Genomic DNA, 14934 nt, shown 5'->3' on the forward strand with positions numbered 1-14934 from the left:
GACTACATCAATTCGGCCGTTGCTATCGACGTAGCGGCCGCCGTGCCGCCCGTCGAATATCGAGAACGGCCGGCGCGGAAACGGAGCGGACATGTCCACGCAGACAGGATTTGAGCAGCAGGTAATGAAGAAAATGGCGTGGCGGCTGATGCCGCTTCTGATCGTCATGTTTCTCATCGCGTTTATCGACCGGCAGAACGTCGGCTTCGCCAAGCTGGAGATGGTGCACGATCTCGGCATGACGGAAGCCTCCTACGGCCTTGGCGCATCGTTGTTCTTCATCGGCTACCTGCTCTTCGAGGTGCCGAGCACGTTGGCGCTTCATCGCTTCGGCGCGCGGACCTGGCTCGCGCGCATCATGCTCACATGGGGCGTGGTGACGGTTTTGATGGCGTTCGCGCGCTCGCTGCCGGTGTTCTATTCATTCCGTTTCGCGTTGGGTGTCGCTGAAGCGGGTTTTTATCCCGGCGTCATCTATTACCTCACGCAGTGGTTCCCGCAGAGCTATCGCACCAGGGTACTCGGGTTCTTCACGCTGGGCAGTTCGCTTGCCAATATGCTGGGCTCGCTGGTCGGCGGCCTGCTGCTGACGCTCGGCGGCACCTGGGGATTCGCGGGATGGCAGTGGGTGTTCATCGCCACCGGTATCCCGGCCATTCTGGTAGCGTTCGTCGCGCTCAAATTCCTGCCGAATTCGGTCAAGGAAGCGCCGTTTCTCTCGCAGCAGGAGAAGGACGTGGTGATCGCCGCGCTCAAGCGCGAAGCATCGGATGAAGCCAAGGCGACACGGCCCTGGGGCGCGCTGCTCGACCCGAAGGTGCTGATGTTCGCGCTGACCTACATGCTGATGTCGACTTCGCTGTACGGCGTCACGTACTGGATGCCGACGCTCGTGAAAAGCTACGGTGTGTCCTCGTCGGTGAACGGCGTGCTGAACATGATTCCGTGGGCGCTGGCGACGCTGCTTCTGCTGTGGCTGCCGGGCAAGCTCAAGCGCGAGCGCGTGGTGCTCAAGGCGATGAGTGTGGTAGCGGGTATCGGCGTGATGTGTTTCGCGTCGAGCCTCGTATTGCCGACCGCGTCGCTGCGGTTTGCCGCGCTGTGTCTGGGCGGGGCGTGCATTCCGCTACTGTATCCGTGCTTCTGGTCGCTTCCGCCGCGCTTCTTCGCGGGCGCGAGAGCGGCGGCCAGCGTGGCGGCGATCAACGCGATCGGCAATCTGGGCGGATTCGCCGGACAGAATCTGATGCCCTATGTCGGCAAGGCGGCGCAGAGCCATGTCGCGCCGATGCTGGTGCCCACGGCGTGTCTGCTTGCGTTGGGCGTCGGCACCGGTGTCGCCGCGCTCATCGGCGCGCGTCGCAGGATGACGCTGGAGTCCGCGCCGGTCCGTTCGATCTGATCGCCTCGCGGCTAACTACTCCGCCGTCAAGGACGAAGCAGATCGAAGCCGGCCAGCACGACGACGCCGCTGACCACGATCAGCGATACCGAGTGCTGTCCGAAGTAGAGCAGGGCGGCGGCCGACCAGCTCGCCACGGAAAATGCCGCGACACGTTTCATGCTTCAAACTCCAAAAACTCAGAACCCCAAGGCTGCGGCCAGCAACCCGCTCACCACGCCGCAAGCCACCACCGCCAGCGCCACCATCGTCAGCACGCGCCGGGGGAACGAACGCCCGAGCATCGCCATCGACGGCACGCTGATCAGCGGCAGCGTCATCAGCAGGGCGCCGGCCGGACCGGCCGCCATGCCGAAGGCAAGCATCGCCTGAATGATCGGCACTTCGCCCGCGGTGGGAATGACGAACAAGGTTCCCGCGATCGATAGCGCGATGATCCACAGCAGGCTGTTGTCGATGCCCGGCCCAATGTGCGGAAACAGCCATGCGCGCGCGGCGCCGAGCGCCAGCACCAGCACGATGTATTCGGGAATCAGGCGCAGCGTCATCGTGCCGAGAATTTTTACCCAGCGTGCGAACGCGGTGCCCGGCACGTCGGCGGCGACCAGTTGCGCCATGGCCTCGCGCGAGGCTTCGGCTTCCCTCGGCGTGACCATCCGGTTCACCAGATAGCCGAGGCCGAACACCATCACGATCCCCAACGCGAGCCGCAGGCCCATCCATTGCCAGCCGAGCACGAAGCCCATGAAGATCAGCGTGGCCGGATTGAGCGCGGTATTGCCGAGCCAGAACGCGATCGCCGCGCCCGGCGCGGCCTGGCGGGCGCGCAAGCCGGCCACGACCGGCGCCGCGCAGCAGGTGCACATCATGCCGGGCAGCGACATCAGGCCGCCCTTCACCACGCTGCTGAAATCGGTTCGGCCGAGCGCACGCGCGACCCACTGCGGCGGAATCAGCGCCTGCACCGCCGAGCCGAGCAGCAGGCCGAGCACCATGGCCTGCCAGATCGCCTTGCCGTAGGCGAGCGCGTAATCGATCGCCGCTTGCCATGACGGCGCCGGCGCGCTCGCCGAGGTGCCCATCAGGATCGACTTGCCGATGGAATGCTGGCTCGCGGCGACGAAGGCGCGGTTGTAGTAGGGAAACCACTTCACGTAGAAGAGGCCGACGACGGCGATCAGCAGAAACACGATCCAGCCAAGGGCGACACAGGGTTGCCTGAGGGTTGATTGCATGATGGTTTTTAAACGTTTCTTTTTGGTCAGATGACAGCGAGCGCGCGCTTGTCGAGCTGCGCCAGCAGGGTTTTCGCCTGGTCGACGACATCCGCGTCGTTGGGCCGGAAATGCAGTTGCAATGCGTGAGGCAACTGGACGAAATGTTGATGGCTGCTGCGCGCATACGCCGGATCGTAGTGCCGCTCGATCAGTTCGTTCGCGAGTTCCGCGCGCCGGTTTTCGTCGACGAGCCGTTGCCAGCCGGTGACACGTTCGCGGCTATGCAAACCGATCATTCGCTCCAGTTGCCCCTTGAGCGAAGCCGGATCGTCGAACAGATGCGCATAGTCGTGCAGCAGAAACGCCGCGCGATCCTCGCGGCTCGACTGCACCTCGACGCAGGCGCCGCGATGGAACGTTTCGAGCAGCGAAAGCGGCAGCGAGACCGAGCCGATGCGCCGGCTTTCCGCTTCCACGAACACCGGCCGCGCGCGATCGAGCGCGCGCAGCGCGCAAACCAGCAGCGTGTCGAAACGCTTTTGCGACGGCTGCGGCACGCCGGCCCAGGCGCCGAGCAGCGAGCCGCGGTGCGAGGCCAGCGCCTCGAGGTCGAGCGTCTGCGCGCCCGCCTCGCTCAAGGCCGCGAGCAGGCGCGTCTTGCCGCTGCCGGTCGGGCCCACCAGCGCGATGTAGTCGAACTGCTTCGGCAAGGAACCGAGCGTTTCGAGCGTTGTGTGCCGATAGCTTTTGTAGCCGCCTTCGAGCTGCCGCGCCTGCCAGCCGATCATATTGAAGAGCGTCGTAACCGAGCCTGAACGCTTGCCGCCGCGCCAGCAATAAATCAGCGGACGCCAGTTGCGCGGCCGGTCGGCGAAAGTCGTTTCCAGATGGTGCGCGATGTTGCGCGCGACCAGCGCCGCGCCGATGCGGGTGCCCTCGAACGGCGATACCTGCTTGTACGTCGTGCCGACCAGCACCCGCTCCTCGTTGCTGAGCACGGGGGCGTTCAGCGCGCCCGGAATGTGGTCCTCGGCAAACTCGAGGGGCGTGCGTACGTCGATGATTTCGTCGAAATCAGCGGCTTGATCGAGTCTGACGAGTAGATTTTTCAAGGGTTACGGACAAAACGGACCGGCGGGGAAGAGTGAAATTATCGCATGCGCCGCAAACGCCGGCCGCCGAGGCTCCCAGCGCCGCTTTCGAGCTTCCGGCTCCACCTGGTGTCGTCTCTGCCGCGCCCTCGCTTGCCCCCTCGCTCGTGCCTCGATCCGCCGAAGCGTCAGACGACTTCGACGCGTCTTTCGCCGCTCACCATCTCGCCGATCACGCGCGCCTCGCCGAAACCGTCGGCGTGGAATAGGGCGAGCACTTCGTCGACGGCCTCGGGCGCGCACGACACCAGCAGACCGCCCGAGGTTTGCGGGTCGGTGAGCAGCGTGCGCGCGGTCGACGGCAAGGAGGACGGCAGCACGACGTCCTTGCCGTAAGCGTCCCAGTTGCGCCCGGACGCGCCGGTGAAAATACCGGCTTCCGCCAGCCCGATCACATCCGGCAGCCACGGCAGGTCCGCATAGCGCACGCGGGCGGTCAGATTCGAGCCGCGCGCCAATTCCAGCGTGTGGCCCAGCAGGCCGAAACCGGTGATGTCGGTCAGCGCGTGCACGCCGTCCAGCCTGGCCAGTTCCGCGCCGGGGCGGTTGAGCTTGGTGGTCGCGCCGATCATCGCGGCGTAGCCGGCGGCGTCGAGGCGGTTTTTCTTCAGCGCCGCCGAGAGAATGCCGACGCCCAGCGGCTTGCCGAGAATCAGCACGTCGCCGGCCTGCGCGCCCGCATTGCGCTTCACGCGCTTCGGATCGACCACGCCGATCGCGACCAGGCCGTAAATGGGCTCCACGGAATCGATCGAATGGCCGCCCGCGAGCGGAATGCCGGCTTCGGCGCAGACGGATTCGCCGCCTTTGAGCACGGCTGCGATCACGTCGTGCGGCAGCACGTTGATCGGCATGCCGACGATCGCCAGCGCCATGATCGGTTTGCCGCCCATCGCATAGACGTCGGACAGCGCATTGGTCGCGGCGATGCGGCCGAAGTCGAACGGGTCGTCGACGATCGGCATGAAGAAGTCGGTGGTGGCGACGATCGCCTGCGCGTCGTTCAGTTTGTAGACGGCGGCGTCGTCGGCGGTATCGTTGCCGACCAGCAAGTCGGGAAAGAACGGCAGCGGCGCGCTGCGTTTGAGCAGGTCGGCGAGCACGCCGGGCGCGATCTTGCAGCCGCAGCCGCCGCCATGCGACAGGCTGGTGAGGCGGGGCGACGCGGTTGGGGTTTCGCTTGTGGTTTGGCTCGTGGTGGCGTGGGTATCGGTCATCGTGGTGCGGATCTGAGGCTTCGAATGACCGCATTATGCGGGTTGTTCGGGCGCGGCGCAGCGACCGGCCGGCGCAACCCGGCGCCAAGGCGTCGAGCCCAGCGAGGGCCACGGCCGGTCACGTCTTATGACCGGCGCTTATTTGTTACTGCCGGCTCCCGTGCCGTACAGCCCGTTGTCGAAGCCACCGTTTCCCTGCGCTGTGTGACCTTTGCTAACGCTTTTGCCACGCGAAGTGGCCGAGCCGCCGTCCCTGGTTTGCGGCTTGTGCGACTCATGCACAGCGGAGGCCGCCGGATCGGGCGCCGAACCCATCGCGGAGGCGCGATTTTCCTGTTGCTCCGAGCCGCTGCCCTGGGTGGTCTGCGCGAAGCCGCATGGGCTCGCAACCAGCACCCCGCTGCCGAAAGCGAGCGAGACGATGAATCTGGATGGACGCGAATGGGCAAGAAGTCGGGGAGTCATAAGTCAGCCTAATGATCAGGGAGTGAGCGGGATTCACGCAGAACAAATGCAGCAGGAACGATGCCCGCTTCCCGCTCACCGGCTGCGGTGTTTCATATTTGCCCGCGCGGGCGAGGGGGTACAGTCTCGCTGCAGGACTTGATACTGACCTCTATAATCAATATCAGTACCCCACAAGAGCCGAGGCCATTAAATGCCGCATATGTCCCGGCGACAATTTCTGAAGGTCTCCGCCACCACGCTTGCCGGATCGAGTCTCGCCCTCATGGGCTTCTCCCCGGCTCCCGCGCTAGCGGAAGTCCGTCAGTACAAGTTGTCGCGTACCACTGAAACCCGCAATACCTGCCCGTACTGCTCCGTAGGCTGCGGCATCCTGATGTACGGACTCGGCGACAACGCCAAGAACGCCAAGTCCAGCATCATCCATATCGAAGGCGATCCCGATCATCCAGTGAATCGCGGCACGTTGTGCCCGAAGGGCGCGAGCCTGATCGACTTCATTCATAGTCCGAGCCGTCTGAAGCACCCCGAGCATCGCGCGGCCGGATCGAATGAATGGACGCGGATTTCCTGGGAAGATGCGCTCGACCGCATCGCCAAGCTGATGAAGGAAGACCGCGACGCCAATTTCGTCGAGGCCACGCCGGACGGCAAGAAGGTCAACCGCTGGCTGACCACCGGCATGCTGGCGGCCTCGGCCGGCAGCAATGAAGTGGGTTATCTGACGCACAAGACTGTCCGCAGTCTTGGCATGCTCGCGTTCGACAATCAGGCGCGTGTCTGACATGGCCCGACGGTGGCAGGTCTTGCCCCGACGTTTGGCCGTGGAGCGATGACGAACCATTGGGTCGACATCAAGAACGCGGATGTGATTCTCGTGATGGGCGGCAATGCGGCCGAGGCGCACCCGTGCGGCTTCAAATGGGTCACGGAAGCCAAGGCGCATCGCAAGGCAAGGTTGATCGTGGTCGATCCGCGCTTCACGCGCACGGCTTCGGTCGCGGACTATTACGCGCAGATTCGAACCGGCTCGGACATCGTGTTCCTCGGCGGGGTGATCAACTATTTGCTCACCAACGACAAGATCCAGCACGAATATGTGAAGAATTACACGGACATGCCGTTCATCGTCCGTGAGGATTTTTCATTTACCGACGGTCTGTATTCCGGTTACAACGCCGACAAGCGCAGCTACGACAAGAGCACGTGGGACTACGAACGCGGCGACGACGGTTTCGCGAAAGTGGACCCGACGCTGCAGGACCCGCGCTGCGTCTATCAGCTCATGAAGCAGCACTACTCGCGCTACACGCCCGAGCAGGTCGAGAAGATTTGCGGCACGCCGAAAGAGAAATTCCTCAAGGTGTGCGAGATGCTCGCGTCGACGGCGGTGCCGGGGCGCGCCGGCACGATCCTGTACGCGCTCGGCTGGACCCATCACTCGGTCGGCTCGCAAATGATCCGCACCGGCGCGATGGTGCAACTGCTGCTGGGCAACATCGGCGTTGCCGGCGGCGGCATGAACGCGTTGCGCGGCCACTCGAACATTCAGGGCTTGACGGACCTCGGCCTGATGTCGAATCTGCTGCCCGGCTACATGACGCTGCCCATGGAGGCCGAGCAGGACTACGAGGCGTACATCACGAAGCGCGCCACCCAGCCGCTGCGGCCCAATCAACTCAGCTACTGGCGCAATTACCGCGCTTTCCACGTCAGCTTCATGAAGTCGTGGTGGGGCGATAACGCGAACGCCGGGAACAACTTCGGCTTCGACTATCTGCCGAAGCTCGACAAGCCGTACGACATGCTGCAGGTCTTCGAACTGATGAATCAGGGCAAGATGACCGGCTACATCGCGCAGGGCTTCAACCCGCTTGCCGCGGCGCCGAACAAGGCGAAGATCGGCGCGAGTCTCGCCAAGCTGAAGTGGCTCGTCATCATGGACCCGCTCGCCACCGAGACCTCCGAGTTCTGGAAAAACCACGGCGAATTCAACGACGTCGATGCGTCGGCGATCCAGACCGAGGTGTTCCGTCTGCCGACCACCTGTTTCGCGGAAGAACGCGGCTCGCTGGTCAGTTCGAGCCGGGTCCTGCAGTGGCACTGGCAGGGCGCGAACGGCCCCGGTGAAGCGAAGAGCGATCTCGAGATCATGTCGGGGCTGTGGCTGCGCATCCGCAAGGCCTACAAGGAGAACGGCGGCAAGTATCCCGATCCGATTCTCAACATGAGCTGGCCGTACGCCGACCCGGAAAGCCCCACGCCTGAAGAACTCGCGATGGAGTTCAACGGAAAGGCGCTCGCCGACGTCACCGATCCCACCGACAAAACCAAGGTGCTCGCGAAGAAGGGCGAGCAACTGGCCAGCTTCGCGCAACTGCGCGACGACGGCAGCACCGCGAGCGGTTGCTGGATTTTTTGCGGCTCGTGGACCCAGGCCGGCAACCAGATGGGCCGCCGCGACAACGCCGACCCGACCGGCATCGGCAATACGCTGAACTGGGCGTGGGCGTGGCCCGCGAACCGGCGGATTCTGTACAACCGTGCTTCATGCGACGTCAGCGGCAAGCCGTTCGACCCCACGCGCAAGCTGATCGCGTGGAACGGCAAGACATGGAGCGGCGCGGACATTCCCGACTTCAAGGCGGACGAACCGCCCGAAAACGGCATGAATCCGTTCATCATGAATCCGGAGGGCGTCGCGCGCTTCTTCTCGCGCGACGGTCTGGTGGAAGGACCGTTCCCCGAGCATTACGAACCGTTTGAAACGCCGATCGGCTACAACCCGCTGCATCCGAACAACAAGGCGGTCGTCAGCAATCCGGCGGCGCGCGTGTTCCCGGACGACCGCGCCGCGTTCGGCACGCACGACAAGTTTCCGCATACGGCGACCACCTATCGTCTGACCGAACACTTCCACTACTGGACCAAGCACGCGCGCCTGAACGCGATCGTGCAGCCGCAACAGTTCGTGGAGATCGGCGAGGATCTGGCGAAGGAAGTGGGCGTGGTCGCGGGCGATCGCGTCAAGGTGTCGTCCAATCGTGGTCATATCGTTGCGGTGGCGCTCGTCACCAAGCGGATCAAACCGCTGATGATCGAGGGGAAAAAGGTGCAGACAGTCGGGTTGCCGTTGCATTGGGGCTTCAAGGGGCTCACGAAGCCGGGTTATCTCATCAATACGCTGACGCCTTCCGTGGGCGACGGGAATTCGCAAACACCGGAATTCAAGTCGTTCCTCGTCAAGGTCGAAAAGGCATAAGGAGCTGAGATGGCACTGCAATCACTCGATATCAAACGCCTCTCCGCCACCACGCTGCCGGAGCCGCAGATTCGCGAGCCGGCCACGGGAACGGTCGCCAAGCTCATCGACGTCTCCAAGTGCATCGGCTGCAAGGCGTGTCAGACGGCCTGCATGGAATGGAACGACTTGCGCGACGAGGTCGGCGACACCACCGGCGTCTACGACAACCCGCGCGATCTGACCGAGCATTCATGGACCGTCATGCGCTTCTCGGAGTACGAGAACACCGAAGGCGATCTCGAATGGCTGATCCGCAAGGACGGCTGCATGCACTGCGAGGACCCCGGCTGTCTGAAGGCCTGCCCGGCGCCGGGCGCGATCGTGCAGTACACGAACGGTATCGTGGATTTTCACGAGGAAAACTGCATCGGCTGCGGCTATTGCGTGACCGGTTGCCCGTTCAACGTGCCGCGCATTTCGAAGAAGGACAACCGCGCGTACAAGTGCACGCTGTGCTCGGACCGTGTGGCCGTCGGTCAGGAACCCGCTTGCGTCAAGACCTGCCCGACCGGCGCGATCATGTTCGGCACCAAGGAGGACATGAAGCAGCAGGCGGCGGAGCGGGTCGTGGATCTGAAGGAGCGCGGTTTTCAGAACGCCGGCTTGTACGATCCCGCCGGCGTGGGCGGCACGCATGTGATGTACGTGCTGCATCACGCCGACAAGGCCAATCTGTACCACGGCTTGCCGCAGGATCCGAAGATCAGCGCGATGGTTTCTCTGTGGAAGGGCCTCTCGAAGCCGCTGGCGCTGGCCGGTATCGCGTTCGCGGCGGTGGCGGGTTTCTTCCATTACACACGCGTTGGCCCCAACGAGGTGACGGAGGCGGAAGAACTCGAAGCCCAGCGTGAAGTCGACGAAGTACGCCGTTCGCGGGAGGCATCCGATGAAACACCCTGAACACACCACGCTGAGAGACGTGAAGGGCAACGGCCTGATCGTGCGCTACACGCCGAACGAGCGCACGAATCACTGGATCACCGCCATTACGTTCGTCCTGCTGGCGCTCTCCGGTCTCGCCATGTTTCATCCCGCCATGGCGTGGCTCTATGCGCTTTTAGGCGGCGGGCAGTGGACGCGGATTCTGCATCCGTTCATCGGCTGCGTGATGTTCGTCTCGTTCCTGATTCTTGCGTTGCGCTTCTGGCATCACAATTATCTCGACAAGGCCGACATGCAGTGGATGAGGCAGTTCGACGACGTGCTCAACAATCGCGAGGACAAACTGCCGCCGATCGGAAAGTACAACGCCGGTCAAAAGCTGCTATTTTTCACGATGGTGATTTGCCTCGTGCTGTTGCTGCTCAGCGGCATCGTGATCTGGCGGCGTTATTTCTCGTTCTATTTCCCGATCGAGATCATCCGGCTTGCGGCGGTCGTGCATGCGGTAACGGCGTTCGTGCTGATCGTCGGCATCATCGTGCATATCTATGCGGCGCTGTGGGTCAAGGGATCGATCGGCGCGATGACGCGCGGCACGGTGACTTACGGCTGGGCGAGAAAGCATCATCCGAACTGGTTCAAGGAAACCATCGGCAAGTGAGAGGCAAATAAGAAGCAAACAAGCGGTACGGCTTTTAGCGCACCGCACCCGAGCCGCCGCTCTTGTTCATGGAACCGCGGCGGCTCTTCAGTTTTAGCGCAATGGCAGCGCAATTGTCAGAGGTCGATACCTTGGTTCAACGCATTCTTGAAGCCGGCGATATCGAGTCGCTCGATCACTCGGCGATTCCCCGCATCCGCACGCCTGAACGGCTCGCGGTGTTCGCGCCGCGTGCCGCGCGGCTGCGTCAGTTGGCGGCGCTCGACAATCCGATCGCCGGCTATTTGCGCCTGATGGCCGTGCTGGCCGACGCGCAGCAAGCGGTGATGGCGGGCTTCAAGGCGAAGCCGCCCAGCCCCGAATTGATCGCGAGCGCGCAACAGCATTCCATGCCGCTGATTCCCGCGCTGTCGGGCGCGCGCGATCCGGCGTGGCGCGATGTCTTGCGTCAGTTGCTCGACAAGGTCGAAGCCGCGGGGCCGCTCACGCCGCCGCTCGAAGCGCTCATCGGCCGGTTGCGCACGCTCGACACCGCCGCGCTCGAATCGCAGGCCGACGCGATCTTCGCGCAGCGCTTCGGCGAGGTGGACCCGGCGAGCGCGCCGTTCATCGTGGCCGCGCTGCAAGTGGTGTGGACCGATCTCGCCGCCGATATCGACAAGCGCGAGGTGCCGTACCTCGAAACGCTCGGCCTATGCCCCGTATGCGGCTCTCACCCGGTGGCGAGCACGGTGCGCGTGGGCGGTGTGTATGACAATTACCGCTACCTGCAATGCGGCTTGTGCGCGACCGAGTGGCACATGGTGCGCTCGAAATGCTCGAACTGCGATTCGACCAAGGGCATCGCCTATCACGCGGTCGGCTCGCCGGACGTCGACGACGCCACGCGGGAAGCCGAATCGCGGAACGCGGCGTTAAAGGCGGAGTCGTGCGACGAATGCCATACTTATCGGAAGATCGGCATTCAGTCGAAAGACTACGATTTCGATCCGTTCGCGGACGATCTCGCCAGCCTCACGCTGGACCTGCTGATGGGGGCGGAGGGATACCGGCGTGCGTCGCCGCATCCGTGGCTGTGGCCGGAGCAGGCCGACGCCTCGGCTGAGCCTTCCGGCGAATCCGCTTAAAAGCGACTGAAACGACTGGAAGGGATTGCCTCGTGAGCGATGTAAGCGGCTCTGAATTGCGGGCGCTGATGGCGCGCGTGCCGTCGGTGGAAAAGGTCATGGCGTCGGCGGAATTCGCCGCGCTCCTGAACGAATTCGGCCGCACCCAGGTGTTGACCGCGCTGCGCGAGGCGCTCGATCAGTGGCGCGTGAGCGCGCAATCGGGCAGCGCGTCCGTGAGCGCGCTCGACGCCGCGCAACTTCAGGCATCGGTGGAAGCCACGCTGCGCCGGCGCAACCAGTCCCGCTTGCGCAGCGTCTTCAATCTGACCGGCACGGTGCTGCATACGAATCTCGGCCGCGCGTTGTTGCCGGACGAAGCGGTGCAAGCCGTTGTGAAGGCGCTCACGCAGCCCGCCAACCTGGAATTCGATCTTGGCACGGGCAAGCGTGGCGACCGAGACGATTTGATCGACGAACTGATCTGCGAACTGACCGGCGCGGAAGCGGCCACGGTGGTCAATAACAATGCCGCCGCGGTGCTGCTCACGCTGTCCGCGCTGGCTGCGAGGAAAGACGTCATCGTGTCGCGCGGCGAACTGGTCGAAATCGGCGGCGCGTTTCGCATTCCCGACATCATGAGCCGCGCGGGCGCGAAGCTGCGCGAGGTCGGCACCACGAATCGCACGCATCTGAAAGACTATGCGGAAGCCATCGGCCCGCAAACCGCGCTGCTGATGAAGGTGCACACGAGCAACTACGCGATCCACGGCTTCACCAAGGAGGTCGGGGTCGGCGCCATCGCGCCGCTCGCGCATTCGCATGGCCTGCCGGTTGCCGTCGATCTCGGCAGCGGCACGCTGGTCGATCTGAGCCAGTGGGGGCTGCCGCACGAAGCGACGGTGCGTGAAACCGTGGAAGCCGGCGCCGATCTCGTCACATTCAGCGGCGACAAGTTGCTTGGCGGTCCGCAGGCCGGATTGATCGTCGGCCGGCGCAATCTGATCGCCAGAATCAAGAAGCATCCGCTCAAGCGTGCGCTGCGCGTCGGCAAGCTGACGCTCGGGGCGCTCGAACCCGTGTTGCAGCTTTACCGCGCGCCGGAAAAACTGGTCGAGCGGCTGACCACGCTGCGCTTGCTCACGCGTCCCGCCGACGAAATCCGCTTGGCCGCCGAGCGCGTGCAGCCGTTCCTGCAGCGCGCGATCGGCGAACGCTACGCCGTGGCGACGGAGCCGATGTTCAGCCAGATCGGCAGCGGCGCATTGCCCGTGGATGTGTTGCCGAGCTACGGCCTCGTGATCAGAACGGCTGACGGCAAGCGCGGCGGCCGTCAGTTGATCGCGCTCGAAAAGCTGTTGCGCGAGATGGCGCGGCCGGTGATCGGCCGTATCGCGGACGATGCGTTGCGCCTCGACCTGCGTTGTCTCGAAGCCGCCGACGAAGCACAGTTGGTCGAGCAACTGAAGGGCACGCACGCATGATCGTCGGCACGGCGGGGCACATCGATCACGGCAAGACGAGTCTCGTGAGAGCGCTGTCGGGCGTCGATACCGATCGTCTCAAGGAAGAAAAGGCGCGCGGCATTTCGATCGAGTTGGGCTACGCATACGTACCGCTCGAGAACGGCGACGTGCTCGGCATGATCGACGTGCCGGGACACGAAAAGCTGGTCCACACCATGACGGCGGGCGCGAGCGGCATCGATTTCGCGCTGCTCGTGATCGCCGCCGACGACGGCGTGATGCCGCAAACGCGCGAGCATCTGGCGATTGTTGAACTGCTCGGCATCGAGCGGGGCGCCGTCGCGTTGACGAAGATAGACCGCGTGGATGCGCAACGTCTGCGGGAAGCGCGCGCCGAGGTGGCGGCGTTTCTGAACGGCGGCGTATTGCAGGACGCACCCGTGTTCGATACCTGCGCGACCTGTGCCGACGATCCCGGCGTGGCCGCATTGAAAGCGCATCTGCATGCAGCGGCGGCAGCGTGGCGTATGAAGCGCGACGACGGCCTGTTCCGTCTTGCGGTCGACCGGGTTTTCACGCTGGCGGGGCAAGGCACGATCGTGACGGGAACGGTGGTGTCCGGCAGGGTGGATGTCGGCGATACGATGCTGCTCGCGCCGAAGAACCAACCCGTGCGCGTGCGCGGCATTCATGCGCAGAACCGGCCCGCTACGAGCGGACGCGCAGGGGAGCGCTGCGCGCTGAATCTCGCGGGCATCGAGAAAAGCGCGATCGATCGCGGCGACTGGGTCGTCGATCCGCGCTTGTCGCAAGCGTCGGAACGTCTCGACGTCATGCTGACGCTGCTCGCCGATGCACCGCTCACGCTGGAACATTGGGCGCCGCTGCACGTGCATCTCGGCACCCAGCATCAGGTTGCGCATGTCGCGCTGCTCGACGGCGACACGCTAGCAGCCGGTCAGCGCGCGCGCGTGCAACTGGTGTTCGAGCGGCCGGTGTGCGCGCTTCCCGGCGACCGTTTTGTCGTGCGTAACGCGCAGGCGAATCGCACGGTCGGCGGCGGACACGTGCTCGATCCGTTTGCGCCTTCCCGCAAGCGTCGCTCGGCGGAGCGGCTGGCATGGCTGGACGCGATTCAAGGCATGCTCGACACGGGTACGCTGGATGCGCTGCTCGCGAGGGCGCCGCATGGATTGTCGCGCTCGTTGCTGGAACGGCTGACCGGCATGCCGGCGGCCGCGCTTGAATTGCCGCCGGATACGCACGCGGTGGAATTGCCCGGCCATGACGCCTTGCTGGTCGCCGATGCGGCGTGGCGGGCGTTGGCGTCGCGGCTGATTGCCACGCTCGCGCAGTACCACGAGCGCTCGCCGGATGAACTGGGCCCGGACGTGTCGCGTCTGCGGCGCATCGCTGCGCCGCTCGCGAGCGACGCGTTGTGGCGCGCGCTGGTGGACGACGCGGCGGCGCGCGGCGAGGTCGTGAAGCAGGGGCCGTGGCTGCATCTGCCGGATCACGCGGTGACGCTCGACGACGCCGATCGCGCGCTCGCGGCGGCGGTGCTGCCGGCGGTGAAAGCAGGGCGCTTCGATCCGCCGTGGGTGCGCGATCTGGCGAGCGCACATGGGGTCACGGAGGACCGCATGCGTCAGTTGATGCGCAAGCTTGCGCGGCGGGGCGAGCTTTTTCAGGTCGTGCGCGATCTCTTTTATCACGCTGACGTGATTCGTGAACTGGCTTCGATCGCGGCGGACGAAGCGCGGAAAAACGCGGGTACGGTTGCCGCCGGGCCTTTTCGCGACGTGACCGGTCTTGGCCGGAAACGTGCGATCCAACTACTGGAGTTCTTCGACCGCGTTGGGTATACGCGCTTTCACCGTGGGCTGCATTTGATGCGCACCGATAGCCGTTGGCTGGTTGGCTGAACGCCTGTCCGTGAGACGGTCAGGTGGTGCGCGCGAGCGAGCACGGAGTGGTTCGAAGCGAATATAATTTGCGCGGCTGTGACGATGCCAGTCGGCGTCGATGTCGCTGCTAGTAGCCAGGCATTGTCATGGCAGTTC

Annotated in this window: 12 protein-coding genes; 7 read left to right on the plus strand and 5 right to left on the minus strand. The window is 64.3% G+C overall.

The window, feature by feature from the left end; genetic code table 11:
* The first annotated feature begins 91 nt into the window (after positions 1-91).
* Complete coding sequence (locus BUE39_RS21050) at positions 92-1402, plus strand: MFS transporter (protein WP_073430658.1); 1311 nt, start codon at positions 92-94, stop codon at positions 1400-1402.
* A gap of 26 nt (positions 1403-1428) precedes the next feature.
* Here BUE39_RS21050 and BUE39_RS35935 read toward each other — a convergent pair whose 3' ends face one another.
* The 5 genes from BUE39_RS35935 to BUE39_RS21070 form a co-directional block, all read right to left on the minus strand.
* Positions 1429-1563 carry a hypothetical protein gene (locus tag BUE39_RS35935; RefSeq protein ID WP_268802003.1) on the minus strand — a complete coding sequence of 45 codons (135 nt, stop codon included), beginning with the start codon at positions 1561-1563 and terminating at the stop codon, positions 1429-1431.
* Between the two features lie 18 nt (positions 1564-1581).
* Positions 1582-2637: a permease gene (locus BUE39_RS21055; protein WP_073430659.1), complete on the minus strand. Its 1056-nt coding sequence runs from the start codon at positions 2635-2637 to the stop codon at positions 1582-1584.
* 26 nt (positions 2638-2663) lie between these two features.
* Complete coding sequence (gene mnmH / locus BUE39_RS21060) at positions 2664-3731, minus strand: tRNA 2-selenouridine(34) synthase MnmH (protein WP_073430660.1); 1068 nt, start codon at positions 3729-3731, stop codon at positions 2664-2666.
* A gap of 167 nt (positions 3732-3898) precedes the next feature.
* On the minus strand, positions 3899-4987 hold the full coding sequence (gene selD / locus BUE39_RS21065) for a selenide, water dikinase SelD (RefSeq protein ID WP_073430661.1): 1089 nt from the start codon (positions 4985-4987) through the stop codon (positions 3899-3901).
* A 138-nt stretch (positions 4988-5125) separates the two neighbouring features.
* Positions 5126-5452: a beta-xylosidase gene (locus BUE39_RS21070; protein WP_073430662.1), complete on the minus strand. Its 327-nt coding sequence runs from the start codon at positions 5450-5452 to the stop codon at positions 5126-5128.
* A 193-nt stretch (positions 5453-5645) separates the two neighbouring features.
* On the opposite strand from BUE39_RS21070, the gene fdnG reads away from it, so the two are divergent.
* From fdnG to selB, 6 genes are all read left to right on the plus strand, one after another.
* A complete protein-coding gene (gene fdnG, locus BUE39_RS21080) occupies positions 5646-8714 on the plus strand; it encodes a formate dehydrogenase-N subunit alpha (protein WP_083081618.1) in 3069 nt (1022 codons plus the stop codon).
* A gap of 9 nt (positions 8715-8723) precedes the next feature.
* On the plus strand, positions 8724-9656 hold the full coding sequence (gene fdxH, locus BUE39_RS21085; RefSeq protein ID WP_073430665.1) for a formate dehydrogenase subunit beta: 933 nt from the start codon (positions 8724-8726) through the stop codon (positions 9654-9656).
* Positions 9643-10299, plus strand: a complete 657-nt coding sequence (locus BUE39_RS21090; protein WP_073430666.1) for a formate dehydrogenase subunit gamma — start codon at positions 9643-9645, stop codon at positions 10297-10299. The genes fdxH and BUE39_RS21090 overlap by 14 nt, the downstream gene beginning before the upstream one ends.
* 131 nt (positions 10300-10430) lie before the next feature.
* Positions 10431-11426 (plus strand): formate dehydrogenase accessory protein FdhE, encoded by a 996-nt coding sequence (gene fdhE, locus BUE39_RS21095; protein WP_073430720.1) that lies wholly within the window; start codon positions 10431-10433, stop codon positions 11424-11426.
* Positions 11427-11458: 32 nt separating this feature from the next.
* Complete coding sequence (gene selA, locus BUE39_RS21100; RefSeq protein ID WP_073430667.1) at positions 11459-12889, plus strand: L-seryl-tRNA(Sec) selenium transferase; 1431 nt, start codon at positions 11459-11461, stop codon at positions 12887-12889.
* A complete protein-coding gene (gene selB / locus BUE39_RS21105; protein ID WP_073430668.1) occupies positions 12886-14796 on the plus strand; it encodes a selenocysteine-specific translation elongation factor in 1911 nt (636 codons plus the stop codon). The genes selA and selB overlap by 4 nt, the downstream gene beginning before the upstream one ends.
* Positions 14797-14934 lie beyond the last annotated feature (138 nt).

The organism is Paraburkholderia terricola, from assembly GCF_900142195.1.
Lineage (GTDB): Bacteria > Pseudomonadota > Gammaproteobacteria > Burkholderiales > Burkholderiaceae > Paraburkholderia > Paraburkholderia terricola.